A 25,179-nucleotide genomic window follows, 5' to 3' on the forward strand; every position below is an offset into this window, starting at 1 on the left:
AAAGAGGAACCGCCGGTGGATAGTCTGTTGCAGGCCCCGTTCAAGCCGATCGATTTCCTGAGCCGCGACATCACGGTCGAGCGGCGCGCCGACGGCACGATCCTGCTGCAGTCGAACCATGCGCTGAAGCCCTACGAGAAGCACGTGCCGGCGTTCCTGGCGAAGTGGGCGCGCGAGGCGCCGGATCGGGTCTGGCTGGCGCAGCGCCGCGGGCCCGGTCGTGAATGGCTGAAGGTGACCTACGCCGAAGCCAAGAAGCAGGTCGATACGGTGACGCAGGCGCTGATCGATCGCGGCTTCGGGCCGGACAAGGCGGTGATGATCCTGTCGTCGAACTCGATCGAGTTCGCGCTGCTGTCGATGGCGGCGATGCAGGCGCGCGCGCCGCTCGCCCCGGTGTCGCCGGCCTACTCGGTGATGAGCCGCGATCACGCCAAGCTGAAATACGTCTTCGATCTCATCAAGCCGGGCCTGGTGTTCGTGCAGAACGGTGAGATCTACGCCGATGCGCTGGTCGCCCTCGATCTCGACGGCGTGTTGCTGGTCCATGTCGACAAGGCGCCGCCGAAGATGCAATCGCTGCCGTGGAGCGAGCTGGCCGCCACCCTGCCGACCGACGCCGTGCAGAAGTCGATCGACCGGATCGAGCCCAAGACCGTCGGCAAATTCCTGTTCACCTCGGGCAGCACCGGCATGCCCAAGGCGGTGATCAACACCCAGGAGATGATGTGCGCCAACCTGGCGATGGGCCAGATGGCGCGCGTGCGCAAGCCGAGCGATCCCGTGCCGGTGATGCTCGACTGGCTGCCGTGGAACCACACGATGGGCGGCAACGCGACCTTCCAGGGCAATCTCGCCGAAGGCGGCACGACCTGGATCGACGACGGCAAGCCACTGCCCGGCCTGTTCGAGGAGACGCTCAGAAACCTGCGCGAGATCTCGCCGACTTACTTCGCCAACGTGCCGGCGGGCTACGCCATGCTGGCGACCGCGCTCGAGAAGGACGAACTCCTGGCGCAGAAATTCTTCAAGAACCTCAACTCGCTCGCCTATGGCGGCGCGACCCTGTCGAGTGATCTGTACGACCGCATGGAGCGCCTGGCGGTGAAGCACACCGGCTATCGGCTGCCGTTCGTCACCGGCTGGGGCTCGACCGAGACCGCGCCGACGGCGACCACGGTGCACTGGGCCTCCGAGCGCGTCGGCCTGGTCGGCCTGCCGTTCCCCGGCGTGCAGCTCAAGATGGTGCCGACCGGCGAGGCGGGGCGCTACGAGCTCCGCCTCAAGAGCGTGATCGTGACGCCGGGCTACTATAAGCAGCCCGACCTCACGGCCCAGATGTTCGACGACGAGGGCTTCTACCAGATCGGCGACGCCGGCCGCTTCGTCGACCCGAACGATCCCGCCCAGGGTCTGGTGTTCGACGGCCGCGTGGTCGAGGACTTCAAGCTCTCCAGCGGCACCTTCGTGCTGGTCGGCACGCTGCGCAGCACGGCGGTGGCCGCGGTGTCGCCGGTGCTGCAGGACGCCGTCGTCTGCGGCCAGGACCGCGACTATGTCGGATTGCTGGGGTTCCCCAATGTCGCAGCCTGCCGGCGGGTCGCGGGCGACGAGGACGTGCAGCTCCCGGCCGACAAGGTGCTGGCGCATCCCAAGGTGGTCGAGACGATCAAGCGCGGGCTGGCCGCGATGAATGCCGAGGCGAAGGGATCGTCGATGAAGGTCACGCGCGTGCTGCTGATGGACGAGCCGCCCTCGGTCGACGGCCACGAGATCACCGACAAGGGCTACATCAACCAGCGCGCCACGCTCGATCGTCGTAAGGCGCTGGTGGACAGGCTCTATGCCGGCGGCGAGGGTGTGATCGAGATCGACTAGCGGAGGACGCCATGGCAGGCAACGGACAGACGGTGATCGACCTCGACAACAAGCGCATGCAGGCGATGGCGGCGAAGGATGTCGCGACGCTCGAGGCGCTGATCGCCGACGACCTGGTCTACACCCATTCCTCGGCGCGGCTCGACACCAAGCGCAGCCTGATCGACGGCATGACCTCGGGGAAGACGGTCTACACCGCCGTCGAGCCGTCCAACGTCAAGGCGCAGGATCTCGGCGACGCGGTCGTGCTGACCGGCGAATGCCAGATCAAGGTCACGTCCAACGGCACGCCGAACGCCTTCGGCGTGCGCTTCACCGATGTCTATGCCAAACGCAGCGGGCGCTGGCAGATGGTGACGTGGCAGTCGACCCGACTGCCCTAGTCCCGCCCCGCAAACGGACAATCCGGCTTGCGAACATGCGGCAGGACGCCCAAATGATGCGGGGTGCTGACCGGTCAGTGTGAGGAGACGGTGATGATCGAAGCGAAGATTCCCGAGAATCTGCCGAAGTGGATGTCGGACCACGTCGACCGCTATCTGAAGAGCGGCGGCGAGGACGGCCATATGTACACGATCAAGCCGCAGGGCATGGACAAGGAGATCACCGTCCCCGCGCTGCTGCTGGTGACCAAGGGCCGCAAGAGCGGCGAGAAGTACCTGTTCCCGCTGTTCTACGGCGACACCGACAATGGTGGTCAGTACATCGTCGCCTCCAAGGGCGGCGCGCCGGATCATCCCGGCTGGTACAAGAACCTCGTCGCCAATCCCGAGGTCGAGGTGCAGGTCGGCGCCAAGACGGTGAAGGCCAGGGCCCGCACCGTGTCCGGGCCTGAGCGGGCGAAGCTGTGGGAAGGCGCGCTGAAGTTCTGGCCGCCCTACGCCGACTACGCGAAGAAGACGCCGCGCGAGATTCCGGTCGTGGTGCTGGATCCGGTGTAAGACCCCCCACCCCGACCCTCCCCCTGCGGGGGAGGGAGGCATGATCATGAACCCTCCCCTGCAGGGGGAGGGTTGGGAGGGGGATCAGATCTTCTCGATCACGGCTGAGCGGAAGCGTTTCATCTCGGCCAGCACCGCGTCGGCGGTCGGCCGGCCGAAGTCGATGTCGATCGCGCCGACGCCCATCTTCTCCAGCGCCCGGAAGTCGGCGATCAGGTCGGCTTCGCTGCCGGAGAACAATCGCCGCTCGCCGTCGTTGGCCTTGGCCGGCACCGCCGCGCCGTAGCGCTTCACCCGGAAGCTGACGCCGACCGAACCGGGATCGCGGCCGGCCTCGGCCGTCGCCTGGCGCAGGCGGGCGATGCCTTGTTCGAGCCGCGGCAGGGTGTCGAGCAGGTGCTGGTTGTTGCTGCCGATCGGATACCAGGCCTCGGCAATGCGCGCGGCACGGCGGATCGCATTCAGGCCCTCGCCGCCGACCCAGATCGGCACCGGCTGCTGCACCGGCTTGGGCTCGAGCACGATGCCGTCGAACTTCACGTACTTGCCCGCGAACTTCGGTTGGGCCTCGGTCCACAGCACGCGGAAGGCGTCGATATATTCGTCGGTGACCTTGCCGCGGTCGGGGAACGGCGTGGTGACCACCGCATCGAACTCGGTCTTGAGCCATCCCGCGCCGATGCCGACCACCAGCCGCCCGCCGCTCAGCACGTCGAGCGTCGACAGCATCTTGGCCGCCAGCACCGCCGGCCGATGCGGCACGACCAGCACGGCCGCGACGAGACGGATGCGCGAGGTCTTGGCCGCGATCCAGGCCATGCCCATGAGCTGCTCGTGGCGTTCGAGCGGCGCCTCCTCGTAGAACGCGCCATCCTCCGAGTAGGGGTAGCCCGGCACCTTGGTGTCGGGCAGCACGACATGGTCGGTGACGGTGAGGTAGTCGAAGCCCATCGCCTCGCCCTCGACGGCGAGGCGGGTCATGTCGACGACTTTGGAGAGCGGCCCCGAGTTCGGGAGATTGAAGCCGATCTGCATCAGGCGGCGAGCTGCTTGGCGGTCGGGCCGTCACCGGCCAAGGTCGTGCGTCGCATGTCGCGCGGCTCGTGCGCCGGGAAGGGGCGGGCGCGATGCATGGTCTGTCGGTTGTCCCACATCACCAGATCGCCGATCCGCCACTTGTGGGTGTAGACGAACTCGCGCTGGGTGGCGTGCTCGATCAGGTCGCGCAAGTAGCCGCGCGCCTCGGGCATCGGCCAGCCGACGATGCCGCCGGCATGGCTCGACAGATAGAGCGACTTGCGCCCCGTCACCGGATGGGTGCGCACCATGCACTGGCGCACCGGCTTGAAGCGCTCGCGCTCCTCGTCGGTGAAGTCGTAGAAGCCGATGATCTGGCGCGAGTACATCTGGCTGTGCTCGCACACCATGTCCTGCACTTCCGCCTTGGTCTCGTCGTCGAGCGCGTCGTAGGCGGCGCGCATGTCGGCGAACTGCGTGTTGCCGCCCTTCGACGGGATGCTGACCGCGCGCAGCAGCGAGTACTTGGCCGGCGTCACCTTGAACGAGCTGTCGGAATGCCACAGCCGGTTGCCGATCGCGAACAGCCGCCGCCGATCCTCCCGCGCATAAGGCTTGTCGTTCTTGTCGAGGTTGGAGACGTCGGCGAAGGTCGTCGGCAGGCGCGTCTCGTTGGCGGCACGCAGGCTGGTGCCGATCGCATGCTCGATGTCGCCCAGGCTCTGGGTGAAGGCGAGCTGCTGCGCGTCGCTGATGTGCTGCTGGTTGCGGAACACCAGCACGGCGTACTTGTCCATGCCGGCGTGGATGGCGGCCACGTCCTCAGCCGTCATCGGCTTGGCCATGTCGATGCCGTCGACCTCGCCCCCTAAGCAGGGACCGACCTGCCGGATCGTGATCGCCATCCTGACCTCCCTTACTTGAGCGGAGAGAACTTGGCTGGGATGGCGAGCGTCGTCTCCTGGCGCAGCATCACGATGCTGGGGTCGCGCGGCGGCGGCCAGATTCCCTTGGCGACGGCCTCGCCGCGGATGCGCTCGCGCTCGCCCATGTTCTTGTAGGCCCAGACATGGGTCCACTGGTTGAGCGAGCCGATGTCGGAGAAGCCCGCGAAGATCAGCGGCGAGAGGGCGACGCGCGCCTTGATGTGCTTGGACCAGACGTCCATCACTTTGGGAACCATGTTGGGGGCATAGGTGTAGGTGCGGAACTCGTAGATACCGCCATGCTCGCCCGGCGCGAAGTTGGGCGAGAACGGTGCGCCGAGCAGGATCTTGCTCTCCATGTTGACCACGAAGTCGGCGATCGCCGGCGGCCAGACTTTCTTCTCGACGACCTCGGCGCGGATCTTGGCGCGCTCGTTGGTATCCTTGTACGGCCAGATGTGGATGATCTGGTTCAGCGTGCCCACTTCGCTGCGCCAGAAGCCCGCCAGCGGCGAGTACTTGACCCGCTCGGCGATTTTGTCGGCGAAAGCCTGCTCGGCCTGCGGCACGGTGCCCGGCTTCAGGGTGTAGGTGCGGACTTCGTAGATCATCGTTTTCTCCCTTGGTTCCGTGTCATCCCGAGCGTAGCGAGGGATCTATGCTCATGGCCTTCTAGATCCCTCGCGTCGCTCGGGATGACAACGGGTCAATCGGCTGCCGCCTTCATCTGCTTGAAGGCGGGCATCACTTCGTTGGCGAACCGTTCGATCTGCTCCAGCGTGACGGAAAGCGGCGTGCCGAGCGGCATGGTGCAGATGACGCGGTCGAGGCCGGCGTAGCGCTTCTCGACCGCCTTGAGCTGCTCGATGATGTCGGCCGGCGTGCCGGCGAGGAAGCCGCCCGCCTTCACCGCATCCTCGATGCGCGGCAGCTTGGTGTTGGGCACCAAGGCCGGATTGCGCATCGCCGCGATCTGCTCCTCGGTGATCGCGCGGACGAGACGCAACTCGCCGAACATCTTCATGTTCTCTTCGTAGGCCGTCGCGGCGGCGCGCATCGCGGCCTCGCGGCTTTCGGCGATGTGGAACTGGTAGCCGAGCGCCAGCCGCTCGCCCAGCTCGAGCTGGATGCCGCGGCGGGCGTAGGCGTCGCGGAACCCGGTCATGTGGCGGTCGACGGCGCCGCCCTCGGCCGAGCCGCCGCCGATCACGCCGCAGATTCCGTGCTTGGCCATGAAGTCGAAAGCGCGCGGCGAGCCCGACTGGATCGGCTGCCAGCATTCGACCGGCAGGCGCTGCGGCCGTGGCACCAGGCTGATCTCCTTCAGCGTGTAGCCGCGGTACGGCACCTCGGGCGGCAAGGTGTAGTACTTGCCCTTGTGGCTGAAGCGTTCCTCGCTGAAGGCCTTGAACAGGATGTCGACACCTTCCTCGAACAGCTCGCGGTTGGCCTCCTGGTCGGTGAGCGGCGAGCCGAAGGTCTCGACCTCGCGGGTGTGATAGCCGCGCGCGACGCCGAAGATGACCCGGCCGCCGCTCAGTATGTCTGCAACCGCATAGTCCTCGGCGAGCCGGAGCGGATGCCACATCGGCACCACGTTGAAGCCGCAGCCGATCTTGAGATGCTTGGTCTGGTTGACCAGGTGCATCGCCAGCATCAGCAGATTGGGGATGCACTCGGTGCCTTCGGGCTGGAAATGATGTTCCGCCATCCAGAAGGTGTCGTAGCCTAGGCCGTCCATCTTCTGGGCGTAGGCGACCGCCTTGTGCAGTGCACCAGCGAGCTGGTCGTTGGAGTACCAGCGGTCGTTGATCGGCGTCCCGAGATAGCCGAGATTCTCCATATCGACGGTGCCGACATAGGAGCTGTCGAACTTCGTGATCATGGCGCAAACCCTCCACCGGGCGGCGGGAAACGCGCTAGAATGTCCGTCAGACCGAACGGAGGCAAGCGATGGCCAAGCAGTACGACCGCAGTGCGGAGGACCTCGGCAATATCGTGGGTCTGGAGCACGTCAACCTGCTGATCCCCGACCAGGGGCTGGCGACACTGTTCTACGTGAGCGGCCTCGGCCTGACCCGCGATCCCTACCTGATGACCAGCGTCGACAACATGTGGATCAACGTCGGCCGCAGCCAGTTCCACCTGCCCACCGGCAAGGCGCAGAGGCTGCGCGGTCGCACGGCGCTGGTGATCCCCGATCGCGAGCTGCTGCTGAAGCGGCTGGCCAACATGAAGAAACCGCTCGAGGGCACGGAGTTCGCCTTCAAGGAACACAAGGACCACGTCACCGCGATCTGCCCGTGGGGCAACGAGTTCGTGGTCTACGAGCCGTCGAACAACTTCGCCGGCATGGTGCTGGGCATGCCTTACGTCGAGTTCGACGTGCCGAAGAAGACCGCCAAGGGCATCGCCGACTTCTACAGCAAGCTGATGGGCACCATGGCCACGGTGAAGGACCATGCCGCGCACGTCTCGGTCGGCTACGGCCAGGAGCTGGTGTTCCGCGAGACCGACAAGAAGCTGCCGGACTACGACGGCCATCACATCCAGGTCTATGTCGCCAACTTCTCGAAGCCGCACGCGGCGCTGGTCGAGCGCAAGATCCTCACCGAAGAGAGCAACCAGTACCAGTACCGCTTCAACGACATCGTCGATCCGGCGAACGGCAAGAAGCTGTTCGAGATCGAGCACGAGATCCGCAGCATCACCCATCCGCTCTATGCGCGGCCGCTGGTCAACCGCAATCCGCGCCAGTCCAATCGCAACTACGTGCAGGGCCGCGACGGCTGGGTGCCGGAATGGGAGGACGCCGACATGGGCGACCCGCGCCGCGCCATGCGCGAGGCCCGCTACCAGGAAGCCACCGGCCGCGCGCTCGCCGCGGACTGACGAGCATCAGCGTCGGCCTTCCTCCCCATTCATATGGGGAGGTGTCGGCGTCATACGCCGACGGAGGGGTCATGAGCACCAGTCGTGTTGCTCATGACCCCTCCGTCGCGGATTACCGCGCCACCTCCCCATTTGAATGGGAAGGAAAGTGCTTCCGCCTAAGCGGCCTCGGTCTGCTTCTCCGGCGCGTCGCCCACCATCGCCTCGGTGGTGATGAGCAGGCCGGCGATCGACACCGCGCCCTGCAGGGCGGTGCGCACGACCTTGGTCGGATCGATGATGCCGGCCTTGATCATGTCGACATATTCCGCCTTCTGGGCGTTGAAGCCGAAATTCGGATCCTTCTGCTCGAGCATGCGGCCCGCGACGACCGCGCCGTCGAAGCCGGCATTCTCGGCGATCTGTCTGGCCGGCGACTGCAGGGCGCGGCGCACGATGTCGATCCCGACCTGCTGGTCGTGGTTGGCCCCGCGTTTTCCCTCGAGCACGCGCGTGGCATAGAGCAGGGCGGCACCTCCGCCCGGCACCACGCCTTCCTCGACGGCGGCCTGGGTCGCGTGCATGGCATCCTCGACGCGGTCCTTCTTCTCCTTGACCTCGATCTCGGTGGCGCCGCCGACCTTGATGATCGCCACGCCGCCGGCCAGCTTGGCGAGCCGCTCCTGCACCTTCTCGCGGTCATAGTCCGAGGTCGTCTCCTCGATCTGCGCCTTGAGCTGCGCCACCCGGGCCTGGATGTCCTTCTTCTGGCCGGAGCCGTCGATGATCGTGGTGTTTTCCTTGTCGATCCGCACGCGCTTGGCATTGCCCAGCATGTCCAGCGTCACGTTCTCGAGCTTGATGCCGAGATCCTCGCTGACCGCCTGGCCGGCGGTCAGGACCGCGATATCCTCGAGCATCGCCTTGCGGCGATCGCCGAAGCCCGGCGCCTTGACGGCCGCGACCTTCAGGCCGCCGCGCAGCTTGTTGACCACCAGGGTGGCCAGCGCCTCGCCTTCGATCTCTTCGGCGATGATGAGCAGCGGCCGGTTCGATTGCGCGACCAGCTCGAGCAGCGGCAGCAGCGTCTGCAGGACCGAAAGCTTCTTTTCATGGATCAGGATGTAGGGATTCTCGAGCTCGCAGATCATCTTGTCGGGGTTGGTGATGAAATAGGGCGAGAGGTAGCCGCGGTCGAATTGCATGCCTTCGACCACCTCGAGCTCGGTCTCGAAGCTCTTGGCCTCCTCGACCGTGATGACGCCTTCCTTGCCGACCTTGTCCATCGCCTTGGCCAGCATGTCGCCGATCGCCTTGTCGCCGTTGGCCGACACCGTGCCGACCTGCGCGATCTCCTGGCTGGTCGAGACCTTCCTGGAGCGGACCTTGAGCTCCTCCATCACGAGGTCGCCCGCGATGTCGATGCCGCGTTTGAGATCCATCGGGTTCATGCCTGCCGCGACCGACTTGGCGCCTTCGCGGACGATCGCCTGGGCGAGCACGGTCGCCGTGGTGGTTCCATCGCCGGCGGCGTCGGAGGTCCGTGTCGCGGCTTCACGCAGCAGTTGGGCGCCCATGTTCTCGAACTTGTCCGAAAGCTCGATTTCCTTGGCGACCGTCACGCCGTCCTTGGTGATCCGCGGCGCGCCATAGGACTTGTCGAGCACGACGTTGCGGCCCTTGGGACCGAGCGTCACCCTGACCGCGTCAGCCAGGATATCGACGCCGCGGATCAGGCGGGTGCGGGCATCGCCGCCGAATCGTACTTCTTTTGCAGCCATGGTGGTCTTCCTTTGCTCGAATGATCGAGAGCTTCTGGTTAGGCGGCCTTCTTGGCAGCGGCAGTGGGCACGATGACGCCGAGGACATCGCCCTCCGTCAGGATCAGCAGGTCCTGGCCGTCGAGCTTGATCTCGGTGCCGGACCACTTGCCGAACAGGATGCGGTCGCCCGTCTTGATGCCGAGCGGCACGAGCGCGCCCTTGTCGTCGCGCGCCCCGGGGCCGACGGCGACGACCTCGCCCTCCATCGGCTTTTCCTTGGCGGTATCGGGGATGATGATGCCGCCCTTGGTCGTTCCGGCCTCGTCAACGCGTCGAATCACGACGCGGTCGTGCAATGGCCTGAACTTCATGGCGAGCCCTTCGGATTGTCATAAGGGTGGCTGCGAGTCACCGGGCTGCGCATGCGCGCGGCCTCCGCCACACTTCGAACATGGTGATCCGCAGGGACGGATCAAGCGCGCCGGACGCATATATTACGGATCGGGCCGGCGGGCCCGGGTATACTGGGCGCCAGGCTTGCGTCGGAACGATAGAGCCGAACGGAGGATGGCATGCCCGTACGCGTCATCGGCATGATCGGCGTGACCCCGCCCGCCAGCGGGGCCACGGTCCATATCATCAAGGGCGGCATCTCGCCGACCTACCTGAAGTCGTACGCCCAGGCCCATGACGATGCCGGCTTCGACCTGGCGCTGGTCGGCTACACCGCCTCGTCGGCCGAGGGATTCCTGGTGGCGCAGTACGCCGCGCAGCACACCAGGCGGCTGGGCTACCTGATCGCGCACCGGCCGGGCTTCGTCGCGCCGACCCTGACCGCGCGCAAGATCGCGACCTTCGATCACCTGACCGAGGGCCGCATCGCGCTGCACATCATCTCCGGCGCCAGCGATGCCGAGCAGGAGGGCGACGGCGACTTCGCGCCCAAGGACGTGCGCTACCGCCGCGCCGCCGAGTACATCGAGGTGATGAAGCTCGCCTGGTCGAACCACAAGCGCTTCGACTTCGAGGGCGAGTTCTACAAGGTACGCGGCGCCAAGTCGGACGTGCATCCGCTGCAGCAGCCCCATCCGTTGATCTTCTTCGGCGGCTCGTCGGAGGGCGCGCTGGCGATGGGCGCGAGGCACTGCGACGTGTTCGCGATGTTCGGCGAGCCTCTGGCCGCCACACAGCAGCGCATGGCCGAGTTCAAGGCGCGTGCCGCCCCGTACGGCCGCACGCCGACCTACAACATGTCGTTCCGGCCGATCCTGGCGAAGACCGAGGGCGAGGCCTGGGATCGCGCGCGCAAGATCCTCGAGTCGATCCGGCAGCCCGGCGACCCGACCGGCTTCGGCAATGCCAAGAAGCCGCTCGACCAGTCGGCGCGCCGGCTGCTCGATTTCGCCGCCCAGGGCGAGACGCACGACGAGCGGCTGTGGATGCCGATCGCCGAGGCGACCGGCGCGATGGGCAACACGTCCTGTCTGGTCGGCACGCCCGAGCAGGTCGCGCGGGCGTTGCTCGAGTATTACAAGCTCGGCGTCCATTCGTTCCTGATCCGCGGCTTCGACCCGTATGAGGACACGATCGATTTCGGCCGCGAGCTGATCCCGCGCCTGCGTGCCGGTGCCGCAGAGCTGGACCGCGCCAGGGCTGCTTGAAGTTTGACGCCGTTGCGGCGCCCCGATAGAAATCGGGCGTCGCATCCCTGACCCCCAATTCAGGCTCGGCGACGGGCGCAAGCTTTGGGGGTGGGAATTGTTCAACAGCAAGACCGACATTCTGTGCGCGATCCTGATCGCGTTCCTGACCGTGCTGGCAGGCATTCAGGTCCAGGGCTTGGTCCTGACGCCCAGAGTAGCGTCGGCGCCACCGGCGACGCAGGTTCAGTACACGGTGGAGCGTTCGCCCGAGATTCGGCCGGAGGCGCCGCCGCCGCGCACGCCGGGCCGCAGCAGCATCAGGGTCGCGCGCGCCCATACGCTGGACGCGACGAACTAGGGCTCGTCCGTTACAATCGCTGAATTCGTAGCGCCTGGTTCGAGGCTCCGATTTCGGAGGCTGAAGCACGTCCGCCGCGATCCTCTGATATGTCTTGGGCGGTCGCGAAAGGTGTGAACGAGAGGATCAAATGAGACGGCGCCAGCTCATTTCGGTTCTCGGGGGAACTGCGCTCGCGCCGCTCATCGCGTTGCCGGTGTGCGCGGAGCCGCCCGGCGGCTGCGGTGTTCCGGTCGCGCGAGACGACGGCTGGCCCGTCGCCTCCATTAATGACGGTAAGCTGATCAATAGCGGTGCACTGTGCAGGATGGCCGATCGACTCGTGGCGTCGAGTGCCAACGTGCACGCTGTCCTGGTCGCACGCGGTGGCAAGCTGGTGTTCGAGCGGTACTTCGGCGGTCCCGACGAGATCCAGGGCCGCCGCGTCAGAAACGTCACTTTTGACGCCGATACGTTGCACGACATGAAATCGGTCTCGAAGAGCGTCGCGTCGCTCGTGCTCGGGATCGCGATTGATCGTGGGCTGATCGGCAGCATCGACGAACCGATCTTCAACTTCTTCCCCGAATTGTCCGACCTGCGTTCCCCGGAAAAGGAACGCATCCGGCTGATGCATGTGCTCACCATGTCGATGGGTTTGAAGTGGGTGGAGGCGACTGCGGACACTGGAGACGACAACAACGACGAGGCGCGCATGCACAGGGCGCCGGATCCGTGTCGTTACGTCCTCGGTCTTGGCGTCACGGCCCCAGCCGGACAGGAGTTTTTCTACAATACGGGTGCGCTCACGCTCCTGTCGGCCATCATCCGCAAGGCCACCGGACGCCCCCTCGACGAATTCGCGCGCGCGACGTTGTTCGAGCCCATGGGCATCACCGGCACGGAGTGGATTCGGGTCAAGGGTGATACCGATGCCGGTGGAGGGTTGCGCCTGCGACCGCGCGACATGGCAAAGATCGGCCAGCTTGTCCTTTCTGGCGGTCGCTGGAACGGCCGTCAGGTCGTTTCGAAGGCATGGATCGACGCCTCAATGACACCGCGGATCGACGCCACGGGTCTCTATTTCTATGGCTATCTCTGGTGGCTTGGCCGCTCCCTGCACAATGGGCGCGAGGTCCGCTGGGCTGGCGCGCTTGGTCGAGGCGGGCAGTCGATTCGCATCGTCCCGGAGCTCGATCTCGTTGTGGTGGTGACCGCGGGATACTACCAGGACTACAGCCCGCGAGCGTTTCAAGTGCAGTCCGGCATTTTCAGGGACGTCTTGCGGGGGATTTTGCCCCCGGCCTGAATGGCCTGGCTACCTCATCCGAGTCACATCATTCCTGGCGCGCCGAGGTCGGTGCCGTCGATCATGCGGCTGTAGCGGAAGGGATGCGGATCGACGATCGGCGGATCGCCCGCGACCAGGTCGGCGGCCAGTCGGCCTGCGCCCGGACCGATGCCGAAGCCGTGGCCGCTGTAGCCGGCGGAGATATAGAGGCCGGGCAAGGTGTCGACGGCGGAGATCACCGGGATGCCGTCGGGCGTCGAATCGATGAAGCCGCCCCAGGCGTGCGCGACCTTGAGGCCCTTGAGCGCCGGATAGTGCTCGGCGAGCCGCGTCAGGCCGAGCTGCACCAGCTTGGGATCGGCGCCGGGATCGAGCGTGCGATGGCGCTCGAACGGCGTCGGCTTGTCGAACGACCAGCGCGCCAGCATCTCGGGCCCATCGAAGAACGAGCGGCCGATCCCGAAGGTGAGTCCCCAGCGCCGCGCCTTGAAGGTCGGCCAGAAGTCGCGGGCGTACATCAGGCCCTGCGGCGACAACTCTACCAGGCCGCGGCCGCCCAAACCCACCGAGTAGCCGCCGTCGAGCCGGCGGCGGATGGTGACGTCGGGCATCGACAGCCCGCCCGTCGCCACCTCGGGCGCCGGTTGGGTCGAGAACGAGGTCGACTTCACGCCGGCCTGCGGCAGGCGGAGGCCATGGCGTCGGCAGAACAGCCCGCTCCACGCGCCGCCGGCCAGCAGCACCGCTTGCGTGCGGATGGAGCCCTTCTCGGTGATCACGCCCGACACCTTGCCGGCCTCGGTCTCCAGCCCGCGCGCGGCACAGCCCTGATGGATCGTGGCGCCGAGCTTGCGGGCCGCCTCGGCGATCGCCGGGCCGGCGAGCGACGGCTCGGCGCGGCCGTCGGTCGGCGAATGCACGCCGCCGATCCAGTCCGGCACGCTGCCGGGCGTCATCTCCTTGGCCTCGGCGGGCGTCAGCACGCGGCTGTGCATCTGGTACTCGCGCGCCCGGAGCGTCCAGGCTTCCCATTGCGCGAAGTCGGCCGGGCGCGTCGTCACATAGAGCAGGCCGGTGCGGCGGAAGCCGGTCTCGGCGCCGATCTCCTGGTTGAGGGTGCCCCAGATCTCGAGGCTCTTCATGCTGAGCGGCAGCTCGCGCAGATCGCGATGCTGCTGGCGCACCCAGCCCCAGTTGCGGCTGGTCTGCTCGCCGCCGACCCGGCCCTTGTCGAGCAGGGCGACCGCGAAGTCGCGCTTGGCCAGTTCGTAGGCGGCGGTGCAGCCGGCGATGCCGGCGCCGATCACCACGACGTCGACCGACCTGGGAAGCTTCTCGTCGCTGGCGACGGGTTGGACGGGCGGGGACACGCTAGTTTGCTTGTATCGCCTTTGCGAGGGCGCGCAACCGTTCCTTGTCGGCCTGGTCCTTGACCGGGATCGAGAACTCGCAGTGCGTGACCGCCTTGCCGTAGCGCCGGGTAAGCTTCTCGGCGATCTGGTCGTAGGTGCCGACCGTCACGTAGGTGTGCAGCACCTCGTCGCTGATCTTCTGCGGCATCTCCTCCCAGCGCTGCGCGCGTGAGAGCAGCTTCAGCTCGTCGGCCAGGTCGCCCAGCCCGTGATGCGTGAAGGCCGCACGATACTGCGGCGTCGAGGCGTAGAAGGAGATGCGCGCCCGCACGTCGCGCACCTTGGGCACCAGCTCGGCCTCGGTCGCGGCCGTGGCGACCAGCGGCTTCATGCAGACCTGGAACTTGCTCATCGCGCGGCCGGCCTTGGCCGCGCCGGCGCGCACCGCGGGCAGCATCACCTCCTCGATGTAGGAGGGCGTGCAGACCGGGTGGACGCGAAGGCCGTCGGCCACTTCGCCGGCGATGCGGCACATCACCGAGTTCACCGCCGCGACATGGACCGGGATGTCGGGATGCTCGATCGGCCCCGGATTGAACAACGGCACCATGAGATTGATGTTGTAATGCGGGCCCTGCACCTCGAGCGGCGCGCCGGTCTGCCAATGGTTCCACACCGCGCGCACGGCCTGGACGTACTCGCGCATCCACGGTCCCGGCGGCGACCACGCAAGCCCGTAGCGGCGCTCGATATGCGCCTTCACCTGGCTACCGAGTCCCAGGGTGAAGCGGCCCCTGCTGAGCTTGGCGAGCGTCCAGGCGCTCATCGCCGTCACGGTCGGGCTGCGCGGGAAGGCCATCGCGACCGAGGTGCCGATCTTCAGCCGCTCGGTCGCCTGCGCCGCCAGAGCCATCAGGACGTAGGGATCGTCCTTGGTCTCCTCGACCACCAGACCTTCGTAGCCGATCTCCTCCAGCAGCCGCGCATCGCGGCCGATGGTGGCAAGGTCGAGCGGCACCTCGGGCGCACGCAGGCCGGGATCGACCTTGCCGAGAGGGAGAAGGGTTTCGAGAAGCATCGCGGCAAAGTCTCCGAAGCTTTTCCTCCCCTTCGCGGAACCCGCGAAGGGGAGGTGTCGCCGTCATACGGCGACGGAGGGGTCATGAGCCACAGTCTCGTTGCTCATGACCCCTCCGCCCGCGATTACGCGGGCACCTCCCCTTGGCGGACTCCGCCAAGGGGAGGTGGACTATATCAAGCCGCCTGCTTCACCAGCGCGCCGATCTCGGGGAGGCGCTTGTCGACCTGCTCGGGCTTCTGGCCGCCGAGATTGACGACCAGCCGGTGCACGCCCAGCGCGGCGTACTCCTGCATCGCGTCCATCTTCATCGACATCGGCGGCGTGATGATGATCTGGTAGTCCGGCCCGCGCTTCTTGCCGGCCTTGGCGAAGGCTGCGTCCAGCTTGGCCAGCATGCCCTTGGTGCGCTCGGGATCGAGGTTGAAGCCGTACCAGCCGGCGCCGAATTGCACCGCCCGTCGGAAGGCGGCGTCGGCATAGCCGCCGACGATGATCGGCACATGCGGCTTCTGGATCGGCTTGGGATCCATCTTCATGGTCTCGAACTGGATCCACTTGCCCTTGAAGTCGACCACCGGCTCGGTCCAGAGGCGCCGCATCACCTCGAGGAACTCGTCGCAGCGCGCGCCGCGATCCTCCCACGTGTAGCCGCAGCCCTCGACCTCTTCCTTGTTCCAGCCGACGCCGATGCCGAAGTCGAAGCGGCCGTCGCTCAGCCAGTCGAGCGTGCAGACTTCCTTGGCGGTGTAGATCGGATTGCGCTGCGGCACGAGCGCCACGCCGGTGCCGAAGCGCAGCTTGGTCGTCGCCGCGGCGAGGAAGCCGAAGGTCGCGGTGACGTCGAGCATGCCGCCGCCCGGCGGCACGGGGATGCGGCCGTCCTTGGAGCCCGGATAACCGAAGGTGTTCTTCTCGAACAGGGCGACATGCTCGCCCATCCAGATCGAGTCGAGCCCCATGCCTTCGGCGCGCTTGCCGAAGTCCCTGATCATGGTGGGCGTCGCGTTGGGCGACATGAAGGTGGCGAAAACTCCGATTTTCATTCGTCGGCCCTCGATTCACGGATTCGGCGGGTGCCCTGGAACACGGGCTTGAGCGGATCCATCACGAAGCGGATGCGCGGCAGGTCGGTGTCGACCGTGCAGCAGGTGGCGACGATCGGATCGGCGAGCGCGATCGCGCTTGCGTTCCACGCCTTGCCGTCGAAGGCCGAGACCTGCGGCGTACCGCGCTCGGCCTTGTAGAAGGTGTATTTCGGATCGACCTGGATCAGCATCGGCTGCATCGTGTCGTCGAGTGGCGCGTTCGCCGCCGTCACCCAGTTGATGTATTGCACGTCGGTGCCGGCGACCGGCTGCGGGTTGATCAGCGCGCAGTCCAGGATGGTCTTGCCGTCCTTCTTCACCGTGCCCATCACCCGGTCGTGACGGCGCAGGAACTTCACCTCGCCCTGCTCGACCGGAAGGCCCCAGCGCGCGCGCAGCTCCATCGCGGCGGCATCGGTGCTGGCCACAGCCCCCAGCAGGAAGCCGCGGGGATGCGCGCCGGCCCGGCTGCCGAGCCGCAGCTGCGCGAGGTTGAACGGCCCGACCGGGCTCTCGGGGTAGCGCGTGACCGCCAGGATCACATACGAGGGCAGGGCCGGGTGCATCGCCTTGGGCAGCAGCCCGTCGGTCGAGCTGCGCGGCACCTCGACCAGCAGCTGCATCGTCTCGGCCTTGGGCAGCGTCCAGGCCTCGGTGTCGAGATTGGCCAGCGTCGGCAGGTGCTTACTGTCGCGGGTGATGTCGAGCGTTCCGTAGAGAGGCATCGGTTACTCCGCGGCCGCGGCGTTTGCGGGTTTCTTGGCGAAGTGCGGCATCACTTCCTTGGCGAACAGGCGCAGGCTCGCCATCACCTGGTCCTGCGGCACCACCTCGTTGGCGTTGAGGATGAAGTTGATGCAGTCGACGCCCAGCGACTCCCACCTCTTGATCGCCTTGATGATGCGGGCGGGATCGCCGTAGGCCATGCCCTCGGTCTGCTGCTCGTTGGCCTCGGGACCGGTGGCGGCGCGGCGCAGCGCCGGCAGGAGGCCGAGCGACTGGTAGGACGGCGAGGAATAGACCTCGCGGGTCGAGATGAGCTGCGTCGCCAGATAGTTGAAGGTGTTGCCGAGACGCTTGCCCATCTCGACGCCCTTGTCGTTGTCCTCGTGGCAGAACAGGAAGTTGGTCGTGGCGACCTGCTCGTTCACGAAGGCGCCGACCGGCTCGCACGACCGGATGCGGCGGCGGTACTCCTTGATCTTCTTCTCCTGCTCCTCGAAGCCTGCGAAGGAGAGGCCGAGGCTGCCCAGCCCGCGGTCGGCCGCGTCGATCTCGGTGCCGGGGCTGGTCACCGCGACCCACATCGGCGGATGCGGCTTCTGGTAGGGCTTGGGCAGGATGGTGCGCTCGGGCATCGACCAGAACTCGCCCTGATAGGCGAAGGTCTCCTGCATCCACATCTTCGGCAGGCAGCGCACGAACTCGTCCCAGCTCTTCTTGGTGATGTCGGGATTGGCGCGGAAGCCGCCGAGCTCGGTCCAGGTCGCCGAGCGGCCGGTGCCGACATGCAGGCGGCCGCCCGACAATATGTCGAGGGTCGCCGTCTTCTCGGCAATCTTGATCGGATGGTTGAACTCCGGCACGCAGACCACGATGCCGTGGCCGACCTGGATGGTCTTGGTCACCATCGCGCAGGCGGTGAGGAACAGCTCGGGCGCCGAGCAGTGGGAATATTCCTCGAGGAAATGGTGCTCGACTGCCCAGACATGCTCGAAGCCCAATTCGTCGGCGAGCTTCACCTGTTCGAGGCAGTTAACGTATACCGTGCGCTCTTTTTCCGGCGTCCACGGACGCGGCACCGAGATCTCGTAGAACAGGCCGAACTTCATGGGCGCTCCCGTTCCTCCCCATTCATATGGGGAGGTGCCCCGCTCATAGCGGGGCGGAGGGGTCAGAGGCCGCAGCACGTGGCCCATGACCCCTCCGTCGGCGTAAGACGCCGCCACCTCCCCATATGAATGGGGAGGAGTTGTTGTTGCGAAACGCTAGGCTTGCCGCTGGGACCGCGCAACTCCACCATGCGTTCGGAGGGCGAAACGGATGACGAGCCGAGCATGAGCAGATTGGCAGGAAAGGTTGCCATCGTGACCGGCGGCGCGAGCGGCCTCGGCCGCGCGACCGTCATGCGCTTCCTGGCCGACGGCGCCAAGGTGATGGTCGCCGATCTCAACGAGGCCAACGGCCAGGAGACCCTGTCGGTCGCCAAGGCGCAGGGCCATGGCGATGACGTCACCTTCATGCGCTGCGACGTCGCCAACGAGGCCGACGTGGCGGCGACCGTCGCCGAGGCGGTGAAGCGCTTCGGCCGGCTCGACGTCGTCTTTCTCAACGCCGGCGTCGGCGGCGCCTTCGGGCCGATCGCCGAGACCAGTGTCGAGGACTGGGACTATACCTTCGACGTGCTGGTGCGCTCAGTGTTCCTCGGCATGAAGCACGCCTCGTCGGCGATGCGGAAGCTGGGGGACGGCGGCGTGATCCTGGTCACCGCCTCGATCGCCGGCATGGTCGGCGGCGGCGGCAGCCACGCCTACTCGGCGGCCAAGGCGGCGGTGATCAGCCTGATCGAGAACGTGGCGGCCGAGCTCGGGCCGCATCGCATCCGCGTGGTCGGCATCGCGCCCGGCGTGATCTCGACCCCGCTGCTCCATCGCGGCCGGCCGGAGCGCTACGAGGCGCAGTTCAAGCGCCAGCCGTGGCCCGATAGAGGCGAGCCGGAGGTGATCGCCGACGTGGCGGCGTTCCTGGTCTCCGACGAGGCGCGCTTCATCACCGGCGAGACGGTGAAGGTCGATGGCGGCCTGCTGGCCCAGGGCGTCGCCCTGTTCGGCACCGGCAAGGACTCGACCTTCATGAAAAGCGCCGGCGTCAATCGCGGCACGACCGGCGAGGCCATGGTCGTGCGTCATCTCGAACCCCAATCGGACAAAAAGGACTGACGTCAATGACTTCCGAAGCTCAGCGTCTTCACGGGCATCTTGTCGGCCAGCAGGGCTCGCGGCGGTCGCTGAACACGCCCGCGCTGGTGCTCGATCTCGAGATGCTCGACCGCAACATCGCCGAGATGGCGGCCTTCGCGAAGGCGCACAAGGTGAACCTGCGGCCGCATTCCAAGACCCACAAGTCGGCCGACATCGCCAAGCGCCAGATCGCCGCCGGCGCGCTCGGCGTGTGCTGCGCCAAGCTCGGCGAGGCCGAGGCGCTGGCCGAGGGCGGCGTCGAGAGCCTGCACATCACCTCGCCGGTGGTGACGCCGCAGGCGATCGCGCGCCTGATCGCGCTGAACGACAAGGCGAGGGACGTGATGGTCGTGGTCGACCATCCGGACAACGTCGATGCGCTGGCCGCGGCCGCCGCAAAGGGCAACAAGCCGCTGACGGTGGTCGTCGACATCGATCCCGGCATCCATCGCACCGGCGTGGCGACGCCCGACGGCGTGGTCGAGCTGGTGAAGACGGTGACGAGCCTGAAGTCGCTGAAATATGCCGGCGTGCAGTTCTATTGCGGCAGCCACCAGCACATCCTCTCCTTCCAGGAGCGCCAGTCGAAGATCGAGGAGCGTACCGAGTACCTGAAGGGGATCCTCGCCAAGCTCGACGCGGCAGGGCTGAAGCCCGGCATCATCACCGGCTCGGGCACCGGCACGCACTATATCGACGCCAAGCTCGGCGTGTTCACCGAGCTGCAGGTCGGCTCCTACGTGTTCATGGACCACGACTACAACGTCTGCGACCTGCGCGGCGCCGACAAGCCGACCTTCGAGCAGGCGCTGCAGATCGACGCCCGCGTGGTCAGCGCCAACACCGCGGGCATGGTCACGGTCGATGCCGGCCTCAAGGCGATGGCGACCGAGAAGGGCCCGCCGATGATCCTGAAGGGCGCCGTCGAAGGCTCGACCACGCGCTTCATGGGCGACGAGCACCTCGCGGTGATCGCGCCCGAGGGCAAGGCCGCGCCGGCATTGGCCGAGCAGGTGATCCTGACGCCGCCGCACTGCGACCCGACGGTCAACCTCTACGAGAGCTATCACGTCGTGAAGGGCGACACGCTGGTCGACATCTGGCCGGTCACCGCGCGCGGCCGCAGCCGCTGAGGGCTAGAGCGATTTCCGAGCAGATGGAACCGCGAGCGGTTCCATCTGCTCGGAAATGCGCGCGCGGGTTATGCTGGTCTCACCGGGCACATTCCGAACGGAATGTGCTCTAAGGAATCGGCGGCATCGGGACGTCGTCGAACTTCGTCAGGGCGCCGTTCCTGAACGTCGCCTTGTATTCGCCTCCGCGCCAGCTGAAGTATTCCACGAGGGCGGAGGGCTTGCCCTTGAGCCGCGCGACATCGGCCGGGGCCATCCCGAGGGCCACCTCGGTCGCGGTGGGCGAGGGCCGCCGCTTGGGCGGCCAGGCGTCGGAGAACTCGGCGTCTATGGAGACGTCATTCGTCCCAGGCTTCTGTGTCCTCCTGCCAATGGTGTGGACCATCCCGTCCTCGAAGCAGACGCCTTCCTCTACGCCCTCGCCGCGCTCGTAGATCCAGCACGTTCGGCGCGACGTCCCCATCAGGCTTTCGACCTGCCGGCTCGACATGCCAATCCGCACGGCGTCGGGCTGCTTTTGATCGTCAGTCAGGACGGGCGGCGCGCACGCCGCCAGGGTGAGAGCGGCGATGACGGCGGCAGGCGCGAGGAAAGTCGCTTTCGCGCCCGCGACCATAGCGGCGCAAAATGGGGATCAACCAGTCGAAAGATAGGGAACGCCTCCCGAGGCGCGCCACCGCGCTGCTGCGTACGGTGTTGGCGCAACAGAGCGGCATCGGCCGCCTCAGGAGGCAGAATGAAGTTCGTTTCGACCGCGACCGCCCTCGCCGCGGTATCCGTGATCGCGCTGGGCGCCGCTTTCGGCAATGCCACCGCCGACAACGGCCGCAATCCTCTCACCGACAAGGTGCGCACCGCCAACGAGCGCTTCAAGGACGTCTCGGTCGCGGTCGCCGAGGGCTACACGCCGATCCCCTGCGCCAGCGGCGTCGATGGCGGCGCGATGGGCGTGCACTACGTCAACGCCAAGTACCTCAAGGAAGAGGTCCCCGACATCCGCCGTCCGCAGGCGGTGATGTACGAGCCCGGCGCCGACGGCAAGATGGCGTTGGTCGCGGTCGAGTACATCACCTTCAAGGGCCCGGCCTCGCTCGACGGCCAGCTCTTCAATTTCAACGGCGCGCCCAACCGCTACGGCCTCGACCCGTTCTACGAGCTGCATGTCTGGGCGTGGAAGCCCAACCCGCGCGGCGCCTTCGCCGACATGAATCCCAACGTCTCGTGCGAGCACGCGCACGGGAAGTGAGGACGAGCATGCGTGTCCTTGGGCGGGCGAGCGCTCTCGTCATCCTTTCGCTCGGCGCTGCGGGCGGTGTCATCGCAGATGCCGGAACGCCGATGGCCGCGCACGTCAGGTCGGCCAACGAACGTCTCGAGGACGTCACCGCCGCGCTTGCCGAAGGCTACACCGCGATCCCCTGCGCCGACGGGTTCGACGGCGCGACGGCGGTGCATTACGTGAACTCTAAGTACCTCCAGGACGCGGTGCCGGACATCGGACGTCCGCAGGGGCTGTTGTACGAGAATAACGGCGACGGCCGGTTGACCCTGGTGGCGGTGGAGTACGTCACGATGGCGGGGCCGGTGTCGCTGGGAGGCCAGCCGTTCAAGCTCCTCCTCGCGCCGGACCGCTATCGGCTGGTCGTCTGGGCCTGGAAGCCCAACCCGCTCGGTGGCTTCGCCGAAGCCAATCCGGACGCTTCCTGCGAGTAGTCCGCCTGCACGCCGGCCTCCAGCGCCTTGATCTGCAGCGCCATGTACTTGGAGTAGATGCGGCACTGCGCCAGGCTGCCGGCGATGAACCACAGGCCGGGCTGCGGCGTGCGCATGAACATGTTGCGCAGCTCCTGCTCGGGGCCGAAGCCCCAGATCGGGCCGACGCGTCGGGCGGTCTCGTCGCCGAACAGCTTGGCGACCAGCGCCTCCTGGCCCTTGTAGCCGGTCGCGAGCACGATCAGGTCGGCCGGCAGCACCTCGCCCGATCTGAGCCGCGCGCCGTCGGCCACGAAGCGGTCGATGTCGGCGAACTGCCGCAGGCCGATCTTGCCTTCGACCAGCAGGTCCGAGCAGCCGACGTTGAAGTAGTAGCCGCCGCCGCGCGTCAGGTACTTGAACTGCCAGCCGGTGCCGTCCTCGCCGAAATCGAGGCGGAAGCCGATGCGTTCCAGCCCGTCGAGCAGCTTCTTGTCGATCTGGCGCGCCCGCTCGGTCAGGATCCGGTGCGTCTGCTTGCCGAGCGCCAGCGGCGTGGCGACGGTGATCAGGTCGCAATCCTCCAGCGACGGGCCCTCGTCGTAGAGCGCGTACGGAAGCTGCGCGCTGGGCTCGATGTTGACGATCAGGGTCGGGCTGCGCTGCACCAGCGTGACCTCGGCGCCGCTCGACTGCAGGTCCTGGGCGATGTCGTGGCCGCTGTTGCCGGTGCCGATCACTGTCGCGCGCTTGCCGGTCCAGTCGTCGCCGTCGGTGTAGCGGCTGGAATGCAGCACCTTGCCGCCGAAGTCCTTCAATGAAGGGATGTCGGGGATGTTGGGGATGCCGCTGACGCCGGTCGCCATCACGATGTGGCGCGGCTTCATCGGGCGCGCAGTGCCGTCGGCACGGCGCAGGGTGACGGTCCAGCAGCCTTCGCGCTCGTCGTAGCGGCCGCCTTCGAGCTCGGTGCTCGTCCAGTAGTTCAGCTCCAGGCTCTCGACATACGCCTCGAACCAGCCGGCGAGCTTGTCCTTCGGGATATAGGTCGGCCAGCTCGGCGGGAACGGCATGTAGGGCAGGTGGTTGACCTGCACCTGGTTGTGCAGCGTCAGCGCGTGGTAGCGCGTGCGCCAGTTGTCGCCGATGCGCGGGTATCGATCGATGATCAGCGTGTCGACGCCGAGCTGGGAGAGGCGCGCGGCGATCGACAGCCCGGCCTGTCCGCCGCCGACCACCAGCACCGCCGGATCGCGATCCTCGTAGGCGGCGGCCTGCCGGCGCAGGTCGAGCCAGTTGGGCCCGCGGAAGTCGCGCGAGTAGGACTCGCCGTGCGGCCGCGCGCGGCCGACCTGTTCCTCGTGACCCTTCAGCGCTTCGAGCGCGGTAAGCAGGGTCCAGGCCCTGAGCGTGCCGTCCGTGTCGGACGTGAGCCGCACGATGCCGTCGCCGCGCCCGCTCGCGGTCTCGAACCGGAAGAACGCCTCGATCGCGTCCTCGCCGGCCCGCATGACGGGGCGAGGCGGCGTGCGCTCGGCATCGATCTCGGCGCGGGACAGCCGGCCGCCGGCCAGCAGCGCCGGCACGATGGCATCGCCGCCGCTGACGGTGCCGATGCGCCAGGTGAGCGCCAGCACGTCGCGCCAATGGCTGTCGGTGTGGAACAGCGCCCGCAGCGAAGCGGCGTCCCTGGCGGACAGCGCCGTCTCGAACTGCGAAAGCCAGCGCGTGGCGTCGGTCTCGGGATCCTGTCGGGTCATCGTCCTACATTGCCTACCAGCAATTCGCCTTTCCAGAGGCGTGCGAGCCAGAGGATGGCGGCCAGGCCGATCGCGCTGATCGCCGTCATGCCGAGGAAGGCGTGCTGGCCGTAGCGGTCGTAGAGCAGGCCGGCGAACTGGTAGATCACGGCCTGCGTCGCGCCGGTGCCCAGCGCGTAGTAGATGCTCTGGCCGAGCGCCGTGCCGCTGCTCGGCAGCGCCCGCTGGATGAAGGCCATGGCGCCGAGATGGCAGGCGGCGAAGGTGCCGGCATGCAGCGTCTGCAGGACGATCAGCGCCGGCAGGGCGGTGGTGAAGGCCATGCCGGTCCAGCGGATCAGGCCGCAGACCAGCCCCAGGCCGATCAGCCCGGTGACGCCGATGCGCTTCATCAGCCAGCCGCTGGCCATCATCAGCAGGATCTCGACCGCGACGCTCAAGCCCCACAGCAGGCTGATCGTCACGTCGTCGAGGCCGGCGCTGCGCCAGGTCAGGGTGCCGAAGCTGTAGAGCACGGCGTGGCTCGACTGGCAGAAGCCCGCGCCGATCATGAACAGCAGGAAGGGCCTGGAGCGGAACAGCTCGCGGAAGCCGAACGGCGCGTGGCCGCGGTTGCGCAGATGCGCCTCGCCGCGCGGCAGCAGCAGGGCGAAGGGCAGCAGGCAGACGATGCCCGCCCAGCCGACGAAGAGCACCGAGGGCGGGCCGAAGCGGTCGACCGCGATGCCGCAGATCAGGGTGCCGGCGATGAAGGCGATCGAGCCCAGGACGCGCAGGTTGCCGTAGACGAAGCCGCGCGCCTTGGCCTCGTTCACCAGCACGCCGTCATAGAGCGCCATGGTCGGCGACCAGACGCAGCCCCACACCACGCCGACGAGAATCAGCGCCAGGAAGGTGTAGGAGAGCTGGTAGGCGCCCATCATGACGATGGCGGCGCCGGCGAGCGCCAGCAGGAGGCCGCGCAAGCCCCCGATGCGATGCGCCAGCAGGCCCATGCCGAGCACCGAGACCACGCTGACGAGCTGGCGGGTCATGAACAGCGTGCCGATCTGGGGATCGCTGATGCCGCGGTCGCGCAGCCACACCGGCCAGTAGCTCATGAAGGCGCCCGAGGCGAAGAAGTAGGCGCCGCCATAGGCAGCAAGCCGGCCGCCCTCGAGCAGGCGGCTCACGTTCCTCCCCATTCATATGGGGAGGTGGCGCGTCGGCACTTTCGCGCTTCGTGCGAAAGTGCCCTATCCGCGACGGAGGGGTCATGAGCGACAACACGACTGCGGCTCATGACCCCTCCGTCAGCGTGAGACGCTGACACCTTGTGTCTTGGAATGGGTGCAGACTGCGGTCGCCAGAGGATCGGCTCGCACCCGATCCTCTGGCGCGGCAGGAGAGCCCGTCTGGCACCAAGACTGCACGTCGTTGGGGAGCTTGGGCCCCGGCCGTTGTCTTCGC

25 protein-coding genes are annotated in these 25,179 nt (G+C 67.0%); 11 read left to right on the forward strand and 14 right to left on the reverse strand.

The annotated features are described in order from the left end of the window. The first annotated feature begins 15 nt into the window (after positions 1 to 15). The 3 genes from J0J01_RS27815 to J0J01_RS27825 all read left to right on the forward strand — a co-directional run bounded on the left by J0J01_RS27815 (position 16) and on the right by J0J01_RS27825 (position 2,819). Positions 16 to 1,878, forward strand: a complete 1,863-nt coding sequence (locus tag J0J01_RS27815) for an AMP-binding protein (protein WP_296386789.1) — start codon at positions 16 to 18, stop codon at positions 1,876 to 1,878. Between the two features lie 11 nt (positions 1,879 to 1,889). Continuing rightward, complete coding sequence (locus J0J01_RS27820; protein ID WP_296386792.1) at positions 1,890 to 2,261, forward strand: nuclear transport factor 2 family protein; 372 nt, start codon at positions 1,890 to 1,892, stop codon at positions 2,259 to 2,261. Positions 2,262 to 2,354: 93 nt separating this feature from the next. Next, positions 2,355 to 2,819, forward strand: coding sequence for a nitroreductase family deazaflavin-dependent oxidoreductase (locus J0J01_RS27825; protein WP_296386793.1), 465 nt, complete (start codon positions 2,355 to 2,357; stop codon positions 2,817 to 2,819). Between the two features lie 84 nt (positions 2,820 to 2,903). On the opposite strand, the gene J0J01_RS27830 is transcribed toward J0J01_RS27825, so the two are convergent. From J0J01_RS27830 to J0J01_RS27845, 4 genes are all read right to left on the reverse strand, one after another. Further along, on the reverse strand, positions 2,904 to 3,854 hold the full coding sequence (locus J0J01_RS27830) for a TIGR03619 family F420-dependent LLM class oxidoreductase (protein ID WP_296386795.1): 951 nt from the start codon (positions 3,852 to 3,854) through the stop codon (positions 2,904 to 2,906). After that, a complete protein-coding gene (locus J0J01_RS27835; protein WP_296386797.1) occupies positions 3,854 to 4,741 on the reverse strand; it encodes a TauD/TfdA family dioxygenase in 888 nt (295 codons plus the stop codon). The genes J0J01_RS27830 and J0J01_RS27835 overlap by 1 nt, the downstream gene beginning before the upstream one ends. An 11-nt stretch (positions 4,742 to 4,752) precedes the next feature. Next, the gene (locus J0J01_RS27840; protein WP_296386798.1) at positions 4,753 to 5,373 is read right to left on the reverse strand and encodes an NIPSNAP family protein; all 621 of its coding nucleotides are present in this window, start codon (positions 5,371 to 5,373) and stop codon (positions 4,753 to 4,755) included. Between the two features lie 95 nt (positions 5,374 to 5,468). Further along, positions 5,469 to 6,647: an LLM class flavin-dependent oxidoreductase gene (locus tag J0J01_RS27845; RefSeq protein WP_296386800.1), complete on the reverse strand. Its 1,179-nt coding sequence runs from the start codon at positions 6,645 to 6,647 to the stop codon at positions 5,469 to 5,471. A 68-nt stretch (positions 6,648 to 6,715) separates the two neighbouring features. Here J0J01_RS27845 and J0J01_RS27850 point away from each other — a divergent pair, with 68 nt between their 5' ends. Further along, positions 6,716 to 7,654, forward strand: coding sequence for a hypothetical protein (locus J0J01_RS27850; RefSeq protein ID WP_296386802.1), 939 nt, complete (start codon positions 6,716 to 6,718; stop codon positions 7,652 to 7,654). A gap of 158 nt (positions 7,655 to 7,812) precedes the next feature. Here the strand turns inward: J0J01_RS27850 and groL are convergent, their stop codons facing one another. Continuing rightward, a complete protein-coding gene (gene groL, locus J0J01_RS27855) occupies positions 7,813 to 9,414 on the reverse strand; it encodes a chaperonin GroEL (protein ID WP_296386804.1) in 1,602 nt (533 codons plus the stop codon). Between the two features lie 38 nt (positions 9,415 to 9,452). Next, on the reverse strand, positions 9,453 to 9,767 hold the full coding sequence (locus J0J01_RS27860) for a co-chaperone GroES (RefSeq protein WP_296386806.1): 315 nt from the start codon (positions 9,765 to 9,767) through the stop codon (positions 9,453 to 9,455). Positions 9,768 to 9,968: 201 nt separating this feature from the next. On the opposite strand from J0J01_RS27860, the gene J0J01_RS27865 reads away from it, so the two are divergent. From J0J01_RS27865 to J0J01_RS27875, 3 genes are all read left to right on the forward strand, one after another. Continuing rightward, positions 9,969 to 11,057 (forward strand): LLM class flavin-dependent oxidoreductase, encoded by a 1,089-nt coding sequence (locus J0J01_RS27865; protein WP_296386808.1) that lies wholly within the window; start codon positions 9,969 to 9,971, stop codon positions 11,055 to 11,057. 97 nt (positions 11,058 to 11,154) lie between these two features. Then, on the forward strand, positions 11,155 to 11,397 hold the full coding sequence (locus J0J01_RS27870) for a hypothetical protein (RefSeq protein WP_296386810.1): 243 nt from the start codon (positions 11,155 to 11,157) through the stop codon (positions 11,395 to 11,397). Positions 11,398 to 11,527: 130 nt separating this feature from the next. Next, a complete protein-coding gene (locus J0J01_RS27875) occupies positions 11,528 to 12,685 on the forward strand; it encodes a serine hydrolase (RefSeq protein WP_296386812.1) in 1,158 nt (385 codons plus the stop codon). Positions 12,686 to 12,708: 23 nt separating this feature from the next. Here J0J01_RS27875 and J0J01_RS27880 read toward each other — a convergent pair whose 3' ends face one another. The 5 genes from J0J01_RS27880 to J0J01_RS27900 form a co-directional block, all read right to left on the reverse strand. Beyond that, positions 12,709 to 14,037, reverse strand: coding sequence for an FAD-binding oxidoreductase (locus J0J01_RS27880; protein WP_296386814.1), 1,329 nt, complete (start codon positions 14,035 to 14,037; stop codon positions 12,709 to 12,711). A 1-nt stretch (position 14,038) separates the two neighbouring features. Beyond that, entirely contained in the window at positions 14,039 to 15,097 is a 1,059-nt protein-coding gene (locus tag J0J01_RS27885; protein WP_296386815.1) for a TIGR03617 family F420-dependent LLM class oxidoreductase, read from the reverse strand. 176 nt (positions 15,098 to 15,273) lie between these two features. Continuing rightward, positions 15,274 to 16,143, reverse strand: coding sequence for an LLM class F420-dependent oxidoreductase (locus tag J0J01_RS27890; RefSeq protein WP_296386818.1), 870 nt, complete (start codon positions 16,141 to 16,143; stop codon positions 15,274 to 15,276). Then, a complete protein-coding gene (locus J0J01_RS27895) occupies positions 16,140 to 16,910 on the reverse strand; it encodes an acetoacetate decarboxylase family protein (protein WP_296386821.1) in 771 nt (256 codons plus the stop codon). The genes J0J01_RS27890 and J0J01_RS27895 overlap by 4 nt, the downstream gene beginning before the upstream one ends. A 3-nt stretch (positions 16,911 to 16,913) precedes the next feature. After that, entirely contained in the window at positions 16,914 to 18,017 is a 1,104-nt protein-coding gene (locus J0J01_RS27900) for an LLM class flavin-dependent oxidoreductase (RefSeq protein ID WP_296386823.1), read from the reverse strand. 225 nt (positions 18,018 to 18,242) lie between these two features. Here J0J01_RS27900 and J0J01_RS27905 point away from each other — a divergent pair, with 225 nt between their 5' ends. Continuing rightward, a complete protein-coding gene (locus tag J0J01_RS27905; protein WP_296386825.1) occupies positions 18,243 to 19,124 on the forward strand; it encodes a glucose 1-dehydrogenase in 882 nt (293 codons plus the stop codon). A 5-nt stretch (positions 19,125 to 19,129) separates the two neighbouring features. Further along, positions 19,130 to 20,278, forward strand: a complete 1,149-nt coding sequence (locus J0J01_RS27910; RefSeq protein ID WP_296386827.1) for a DSD1 family PLP-dependent enzyme — start codon at positions 19,130 to 19,132, stop codon at positions 20,276 to 20,278. A 109-nt stretch (positions 20,279 to 20,387) separates the two neighbouring features. On the opposite strand, the gene J0J01_RS27915 is transcribed toward J0J01_RS27910, so the two are convergent. Beyond that, entirely contained in the window at positions 20,388 to 20,894 is a 507-nt protein-coding gene (locus J0J01_RS27915) for a hypothetical protein (RefSeq protein ID WP_296386829.1), read from the reverse strand. Between the two features lie 120 nt (positions 20,895 to 21,014). Here J0J01_RS27915 and J0J01_RS27920 point away from each other — a divergent pair, with 120 nt between their 5' ends. After that, positions 21,015 to 21,524 (forward strand): hypothetical protein, encoded by a 510-nt coding sequence (locus J0J01_RS27920; protein WP_296386830.1) that lies wholly within the window; start codon positions 21,015 to 21,017, stop codon positions 21,522 to 21,524. 8 nt (positions 21,525 to 21,532) lie between these two features. Next, a complete protein-coding gene (locus tag J0J01_RS27925; protein ID WP_296386832.1) occupies positions 21,533 to 21,991 on the forward strand; it encodes a hypothetical protein in 459 nt (152 codons plus the stop codon). Here the strand turns inward: J0J01_RS27925 and J0J01_RS27930 are convergent. After that, a complete protein-coding gene (locus J0J01_RS27930; protein WP_296386833.1) occupies positions 21,910 to 23,730 on the reverse strand; it encodes an NAD(P)/FAD-dependent oxidoreductase in 1,821 nt (606 codons plus the stop codon). The two genes, J0J01_RS27925 and J0J01_RS27930, sit on opposite strands and share 82 nt — an antisense overlap. Then, positions 23,727 to 24,902, reverse strand: coding sequence for an MFS transporter (locus tag J0J01_RS27935; RefSeq protein WP_296386835.1), 1,176 nt, complete (start codon positions 24,900 to 24,902; stop codon positions 23,727 to 23,729). Before J0J01_RS27935 ends, J0J01_RS27930 begins: the two co-directional genes overlap by 4 nt. Positions 24,903 to 25,179: the final 277 nt, after the last annotated feature.

The organism is Reyranella sp., from assembly GCF_017305915.1.
Taxonomy (GTDB): Bacteria; Pseudomonadota; Alphaproteobacteria; order Reyranellales; family Reyranellaceae; genus Reyranella.

Coding starts and splice junctions, on each gene's coding strand:
- J0J01_RS27820 (WP_296386792.1), top strand. CDS start 1,890: ATGGCAGGCAACGGACAGACGGTGATCGACCTCGACAACAAGCGCATG.
- J0J01_RS27825 (WP_296386793.1), top strand. CDS start 2,355: ATGATCGAAGCGAAGATTCCCGAGAATCTGCCGAAGTGGATGTCGGAC.
- J0J01_RS27830 (WP_296386795.1), bottom strand. CDS start 3,854: ATGCAGATCGGCTTCAATCTCCCGAACTCGGGGCCGCTCTCCAAAGTC.
- J0J01_RS27835 (WP_296386797.1), bottom strand. CDS start 4,741: ATGGCGATCACGATCCGGCAGGTCGGTCCCTGCTTAGGGGGCGAGGTC.
- J0J01_RS27840 (WP_296386798.1), bottom strand. CDS start 5,373: ATGATCTACGAAGTCCGCACCTACACCCTGAAGCCGGGCACCGTGCCG.
- J0J01_RS27845 (WP_296386800.1), bottom strand. CDS start 6,647: ATGATCACGAAGTTCGACAGCTCCTATGTCGGCACCGTCGATATGGAG.
- J0J01_RS27850 (WP_296386802.1), top strand. CDS start 6,716: ATGGCCAAGCAGTACGACCGCAGTGCGGAGGACCTCGGCAATATCGTG.
- groL (WP_296386804.1), bottom strand. CDS start 9,414: ATGGCTGCAAAAGAAGTACGATTCGGCGGCGATGCCCGCACCCGCCTG.
- J0J01_RS27860 (WP_296386806.1), bottom strand. CDS start 9,767: ATGAAGTTCAGGCCATTGCACGACCGCGTCGTGATTCGACGCGTTGAC.
- J0J01_RS27865 (WP_296386808.1), top strand. CDS start 9,969: ATGCCCGTACGCGTCATCGGCATGATCGGCGTGACCCCGCCCGCCAGC.
- J0J01_RS27875 (WP_296386812.1), top strand. CDS start 11,528: ATGAGACGGCGCCAGCTCATTTCGGTTCTCGGGGGAACTGCGCTCGCG.
- J0J01_RS27885 (WP_296386815.1), bottom strand. CDS start 15,097: ATGCTTCTCGAAACCCTTCTCCCTCTCGGCAAGGTCGATCCCGGCCTG.
- J0J01_RS27890 (WP_296386818.1), bottom strand. CDS start 16,143: ATGAAAATCGGAGTTTTCGCCACCTTCATGTCGCCCAACGCGACGCCC.
- J0J01_RS27895 (WP_296386821.1), bottom strand. CDS start 16,910: ATGCCTCTCTACGGAACGCTCGACATCACCCGCGACAGTAAGCACCTG.
- J0J01_RS27900 (WP_296386823.1), bottom strand. CDS start 18,017: ATGAAGTTCGGCCTGTTCTACGAGATCTCGGTGCCGCGTCCGTGGACG.
- J0J01_RS27905 (WP_296386825.1), top strand. CDS start 18,243: ATGAGCAGATTGGCAGGAAAGGTTGCCATCGTGACCGGCGGCGCGAGC.
- J0J01_RS27910 (WP_296386827.1), top strand. CDS start 19,130: ATGACTTCCGAAGCTCAGCGTCTTCACGGGCATCTTGTCGGCCAGCAG.
- J0J01_RS27915 (WP_296386829.1), bottom strand. CDS start 20,894: ATGGTCGCGGGCGCGAAAGCGACTTTCCTCGCGCCTGCCGCCGTCATC.
- J0J01_RS27920 (WP_296386830.1), top strand. CDS start 21,015: ATGAAGTTCGTTTCGACCGCGACCGCCCTCGCCGCGGTATCCGTGATC.
- J0J01_RS27925 (WP_296386832.1), top strand. CDS start 21,533: ATGCGTGTCCTTGGGCGGGCGAGCGCTCTCGTCATCCTTTCGCTCGGC.
- J0J01_RS27930 (WP_296386833.1), bottom strand. CDS start 23,730: ATGACCCGACAGGATCCCGAGACCGACGCCACGCGCTGGCTTTCGCAG.